The organism is Acinetobacter sp. UBA3025 (assembly GCF_002367915.1).
In the GTDB taxonomy this organism is placed as follows: domain Bacteria; phylum Pseudomonadota; class Gammaproteobacteria; order Pseudomonadales; family Moraxellaceae; genus Acinetobacter.
This window is the reverse complement of record NZ_DFDO01000101.1, coordinates 33,389-37,259: the sequence shown is the minus strand read 5'-3', so window position 1 is coordinate 37,259 and position 3,871 is coordinate 33,389. Positions and strand designations below refer to the sequence as shown.

Sequence of the window (3,871 nt, the reverse complement as noted above, 5' to 3'; positions counted from 1 at the left end):
CCAGCATAATAACGCAGGAAGTCAATCGCTTCACGTACTTCAGCAATGGCATTGGCATAGGTTTTACCAGCTTCACGCGATAGCAGAACCATCAGGGGCAGCAGGCGTTGCTGCATCAGCTCGGCGGCTTTATTCAGACAGGCGGCACGTTCATTCTTTGGCAGATTGGCCCAGAAATGTTGTGCATTGGCAGCTTGGATCAGGGCAATTTCTGCCTGTTCAGTCGTTGCTTCATAAACGGTACCGACGATATCCTGATGCTGGGCTGGATTGATTACGTGTACAGTATTACTTGTATCTGGCTCTGAAAAAGCTGTGCCCATTGCTGCTGCCTGGAACTGGGTATTAGCCAGACTTGCTGCAACTTCATTTAAAACACTGAGTTCCGCGTCATTGGCTAGATCTAGTCCAGATGAATTGATACGTGTGCCATAAAGATCTTGAGGATAGGGAATATGAGGATGTTTGGCACCCAATACATTTTCTTGTTGAGCGGTCTTTATAATTGTCTGACGAGGATTTTCGATCAGATCTTCAACTTTTAAGCTCTTGTCCGCGATCCGGTTCACGAAAGAAGTATTGGCACCATTTTCCAGCAGACGGCGTACCAGATAGGCCAATAGGGTTTCATGATTGCCGACCGGGGCATAGATACGACATGGAATGCCGAGCTTACCAGCCGCTTTGTCACCGACCACATTTTCATATAGCGGTTCACCCATGCCGTGCAGGCACTGGAACTCGTATTGACCGGCATAGTAACGTTCCGGGTTGGCAAGTTGGTAAATGGTGGCCACAGTCTGTGCATTGTGAGTAGCAAATTGCGGGTAGATATAATCGGGTTCTGCCAGCAGTTTACGTGCGCAGGCAATATAGGACAGGTCAGTATGTACCTTGCGGGTAAATACCGGATAATCCGCCATACCTTCGATCTGGGCTTTTTTGATCTCGCTGTCCCAATACGCACCTTTGACCAGACGGATCATCAGGCGTTTCTGGCTGCGTTTAGCCAGATCGATAATATAATCCACTACATAGAAGCAGCGTTTCTGGTAGGCTTGAATCACAAAACCGATGCCTTTCCAGTTATTGAGTTCAGGTTCAAAACACAAGCGTTCTAAAAGCTCTAGGGAAATTTCCAAACGCTCAGTTTCTTCGGCATCAATATTCAGGCCGATATTATAGTTTTTCGCCAGAACTGCCAGATTCAGAACTTTGCTATACAGTTCATCATTCACGCGATCCATTTGCGAGCGCTGATAACGTGGATGCAGTGCAGACAGTTTGATGGAAATACCGGGACCGTTATAAACATCCTTATCTGTTGATGCCTTGCCGATGGCATGAATCGCATCCTGATAATCTTGATAATAGCGTTCTGCATCCGGATCGGTCAGCGCTGCTTCGCCGAGCATGTCATAAGAATATTGGAACCCTTTTTCTTCTAGACGTTCAGCATTTTTCAGGGCTTCATCAATGGTTTCGCCAGTCACAAACTGTTCGCCCATCATACGCATCGCCACATCGACCGCCTTGCGGATAATGCCACGGCCACTGCGTGCCAAAAGGCCAGTTAACAGACTTGACAGGCTTTTCTGTTGTGGGGTTTCCATCAGCTTTCCGGTCAGCATCAGTCCCCAGGCCGCAGCATTGACAAACATCAGCTGGCTTTGCCCAAGATGTTCTTTCCAGTTGCCCTGATTGATCTTGTCACGAATTAACAGGTCGCGGGTCGCCGTATCCGGAATACGCAGCAAAGCTTCTGCCAGACACATCAATGCGATACCTTCCTGAGAAGACAGCGAAAATTCCTGTAATAGCCCTTGCACAATGCCGGCCTTGCCACCTGAACCTTTACGTTCACGCAAGGAATGCGCCAGATCAAAAGCCAGGCTTTGGATTTTGTCCGTCAGTTCAGAGGAAATTTCACTATGTTCCAGCAACGTTTCCACGCACTCGGATTCTGCACGTCGCCATGCGGAATTAATGCGCTGTTCATATTCATTTTTATCCTTAAATTCAGCAATATAATTCGATTGCTGTAGGGCATTCGAGTGCGAATTTGGGCGTAGGATGGTGGACATAGTGACTTCCTGTACTGCGTCAAACGGTTCTTTGAGTTGAATGAGTTTTAATCTATAATCCCAAAATAATTGACGAATATCTCACTATAGTTTGTATTATTTTTAGAGAATAATTCTAATGAATAGCTCATATGTAAGCCTTGACCGAATAGATATTCGTATTCTTGATTTGCTGCAATCTGAATCGAAAATTTCCAATATCAAACTGGCAGAAATGGTGAACCTGTCACCAACAGCAGTACTGGCACGGGTGCAGAAATTGACCAAGGAAGGATTTATTCTCGGTTATGAAGCCCGTCTGAATCCGGTCAAGCTGAATAACGGTTTTGTAGTTTTTGTCGAGATACTGCTGGATAAAACTACACCGAATGTACTGGAAGAATTTTCTGAAGCAGTGCAGCATATTCCGGATATTGTGGAATGTCATATGATCAGTGGTGGCTTTGATTTTGTAGTGAAAATCCGCTGTGCGAATATGGATGAATTCCGTAAAATTTCCGGAGATATTCTGTGGCAGTTGCCGGGCGTAAAAGAAACCCGCAGTTATCCGGTGATGGAAGTAATTAAGGAAACCCAGCAGATCAAGCTGAAAGTACCTGCCAAAGCTAAAGTATAAAATGCTGATAAAACAAAAGGGACATAAAGTCCCTTTTAGTTTTTGAAATAGAAAGACTATTTCTTCATTTCTGCCATTTCTTTTTGATATTCGGCTTTCGCCAGTTCAAAACGATTCACTACATCGTGACTTGGAGCTTTATCTAGCAAACTAACAATCACAATGCTAAGCGCTGCCAGAATAAAGCCGGGAATAATCTCGTACAGACCTGTATCGCCCATATAATTTTTCCAGGCAATTACGGTTACTGCACCTACTACCATGCCAACAATTGCGCCATTGAGAGTCATGCGTTTCCAGAACAGCGAGAAAATGATCAAAGGACCAAAGGCAGCGCCAAAGCCTGCCCAGGCATAAGCCACCAGACCTAGAACTTTACTGTTTGGATTGATGGCCAATGAAATTGCAATCAAGGCAATCACAATCACCATGCCACGACCGACCCAGATCAGTTCTTTTTGCGAAGCATTTTTACGTAGGAAACCCTTATATAAATCTTCAGTCAGGGTAGTCGAGCAGACCAGTAACTGGCAGCTCAATGTACTCATAATCGCAGCCAGAATTGCCGCTAATATGATGCCTGCAATCCAAGGGTTAAACAGGATTTTGGTCAATTCCATAAACACGGTTTCAGGATTCTGGTTGACGATTGCAGCAGCAGGAAGGTCAGGATTTGCTGCAAAATAAGCAATCCCGATATAGCCCGCCGACATTGCACCCACCAGACACAGAATCATCCAGGTCATGCCGATCCGGCGTGCAGTAGGAATAGTTTTGACCGAATCTGCCGCCATAAAGCGCACCAGAATATGTGGCTGACCAAAATAGCCTAAGCCCCAAGCCAAGCTAGAAATAATCGCGACAAAACTTAGGCCTTCCAGCATATTGGATGCATGTGGACGGGCAGTTTCCAGTAGGGTGCCCACCTGTTGAGCGTTATCACCCAATGCCAGATAGGTAATGATGGGTGTAATAAGCAACGCAAAGATCATTAAGCCAGCCTGAAAGGTATCGGTCCAACTGATTGCCAGGAAGCCGCCAATACACACATACAGAATCGTGGCCACTGCACCGAGCCAAAGTGCTGTCGTGTAATCCCAGCCAAACAGGCTTTCGAACAGACGCGCACCTGCGACCATGCCGGAAGCACAGTAAATTGCAAAGAACACCA

Annotated in this window: 3 protein-coding genes; 1 reads left to right on the top strand and 2 read right to left on the bottom strand. The window is 45.9% G+C overall.

The window, feature by feature from the left end:
- Positions 1 to 2,084, bottom strand: a 2,084-nt coding sequence (gene putA / locus B4J23_RS04270) for a bifunctional proline dehydrogenase/L-glutamate gamma-semialdehyde dehydrogenase PutA (protein WP_291358841.1), incomplete at its 3' end; no start/stop codon positions are given.
- Between the two features lie 118 nt (positions 2,085 to 2,202).
- On the opposite strand from putA, the gene B4J23_RS04265 reads away from it, so the two are divergent.
- Entirely contained in the window at positions 2,203 to 2,700 is a 498-nt protein-coding gene (locus tag B4J23_RS04265) for an Lrp/AsnC ligand binding domain-containing protein (protein ID WP_163166200.1), read from the top strand.
- A gap of 56 nt (positions 2,701 to 2,756) precedes the next feature.
- On the opposite strand, the gene B4J23_RS04260 is transcribed toward B4J23_RS04265, so the two are convergent.
- The coding region (locus B4J23_RS04260) for a sodium:solute symporter family transporter (protein WP_291358837.1) at positions 2,757 to 3,871 on the bottom strand (1,115 nt) is incomplete at its 5' end.

What these genes read in the sequence shown, in the direction of transcription:
- B4J23_RS04265 (WP_163166200.1), top strand. Translation starts at nt 2,203, where the DNA reads ATGAATAGCTCATATGTAAGCCTTGACCGAATAGATATTCGTATTCTT.